Genomic DNA, 1,505 nt, shown 5'->3' with positions numbered 1-1,505 from the left:
CGCCCATGGCTCCGGGCCGGACCTGCCGACCGATCAGCGCTTCGAGGACGGCGGCTCGCTCGTCTTCGACACCGAGCCGCTCGCCGAGCGCGTGGAGATCCTCGGGGCGCCGGTCGTGGAGCTGGAGGTGGCCGCCGACCGCCCCGTCGCCTTCGTCGTCGCCCGGCTCTCCGACGTCGCCCCGGACGGGGCCGCCACCCGCGTCACCTACGGCGTGCTGAACCTCACCCATAAGGACGGCCACGCGGCGCCGGCCCCGCTCACGCCCGGGCGCCGCTACCGGGTCCGCCTCGAGCTCGGCGACGTGGCCCAGGCCTTCCCGCCCGGTCATCGGGTGCGCCTGGCGCTGTCCACGGCCTACTGGCCGATCGTGTGGCCGGCGCCCGAGCCGGTGACGCTGACCGTCGTCACGGGTACCAGCACGCTCGAGCTGCCCGTGCGCCCGCCGGACCCGGCCGACGCCGAGCTCCCGCCCCTTCCGCCGCCCGAGGCGCCGCCGCCGCTCCCCACCACCGTGCTCGAGTCCGCCCGCGCGACGCGGACGATTCACCACGACATCGCCGCCGGGGTCGTCACGCAGGAGACCTGCCAGGACAGCGGGCTCTATCGGCTGGACGACATCGACCTCACCGTGCAGACCGTGGTCACCGAGCGCTACGAGATTCGCCCCGACGATCCGCTGTCGGCGCGGGCAGAAGTGGCCTCGACCGTCCGGATGCGGCGCGGCGACTGGCGCATCGAGACGCGCACCCGCGCGGCGCTCTCGGCGACGCGCGAGGAGTTCCGGGTGCAGGCCACCCTCGACGCCTTCGAGGGCGAGGCTCGCGTCTTCGGCCAGAGCTGGAATACCGCGGTTCCCCGCGACCTGGTCTGAGCCCGAGCGCCTCCCGGAATCCCGCCCTCAGAAGGCCACCGGCAGGGTGATCGGCCCCCGGTTGCCGGCGTTCCGGTACCACTCGATCGGCCGCCCGGTCCCGGTCTTCCTTGTGGACACCGAGAAAGTCGGAGAGCACATAGGCCGGGAGCCGGAAGGCGAACTCGCCGCCCGCGTCCATGTGTCCCCGACTCTGCACGCCGTCCAGCAGCTCGTCGACCGCCGCCTGGATCTGCCGGACCAGGGCCTGGACCGCCCGGGCGTTGAACCCGCGGTGGAGGGCCTGGCGCACGCGACCGTGCTCCGGCTCGTCCATCATCAGGATCCACGTCTCGAGGAACGGCGCGATCTTTCGGAGGTCGTCGCGGACCTGGGCCGGCGCCGCGTCGACGAAGCCCTTCATGCGGTCGGCGCTCAGTCGGGGGTCGGCGAAGAGGGCGGCGACCTCCGCGTAGCCGAAGATGAACCACTGATCGAACGGCGCGTAGTAGAAGACCGGGTGGTTCTCGCGGAAGTATTTCAGATCCGGGAAGGGATCATCCAGCTTGGCAGCGGGTCGTTGAGGAAGAAGCCGGCCGCCTCGCGCTCGTCGCCGGGATTCGACTCACCCACCGCTGGGGCCGCTCGTGAC

2 protein-coding genes are annotated in these 1,505 nt (G+C 72.5%); both read left to right on the top strand.

All coding sequences use genetic code 11. The features are described from left to right. Window positions 1–874: CocE/NonD family hydrolase C-terminal non-catalytic domain-containing protein (locus tag VGW35_16805; GenBank protein ID HEV8309320.1), on the top strand; the 874-nt coding region annotated here is incomplete at its 5' end. A gap of 46 nt (window positions 875–920) precedes the next feature. Beyond that, the coding region (locus VGW35_16800) for a hypothetical protein (GenBank protein HEV8309319.1) at window positions 921–1,505 on the top strand (585 nt) is incomplete at its 3' end.

Source organism: Candidatus Methylomirabilota bacterium (genome assembly GCA_036005065.1).
Taxonomy (GTDB): Bacteria; Methylomirabilota; Methylomirabilia; order Rokubacteriales; family DASRDR01; genus DASYQW01.
This window is presented reverse-complemented; position numbering and strand designations above follow the sequence as displayed.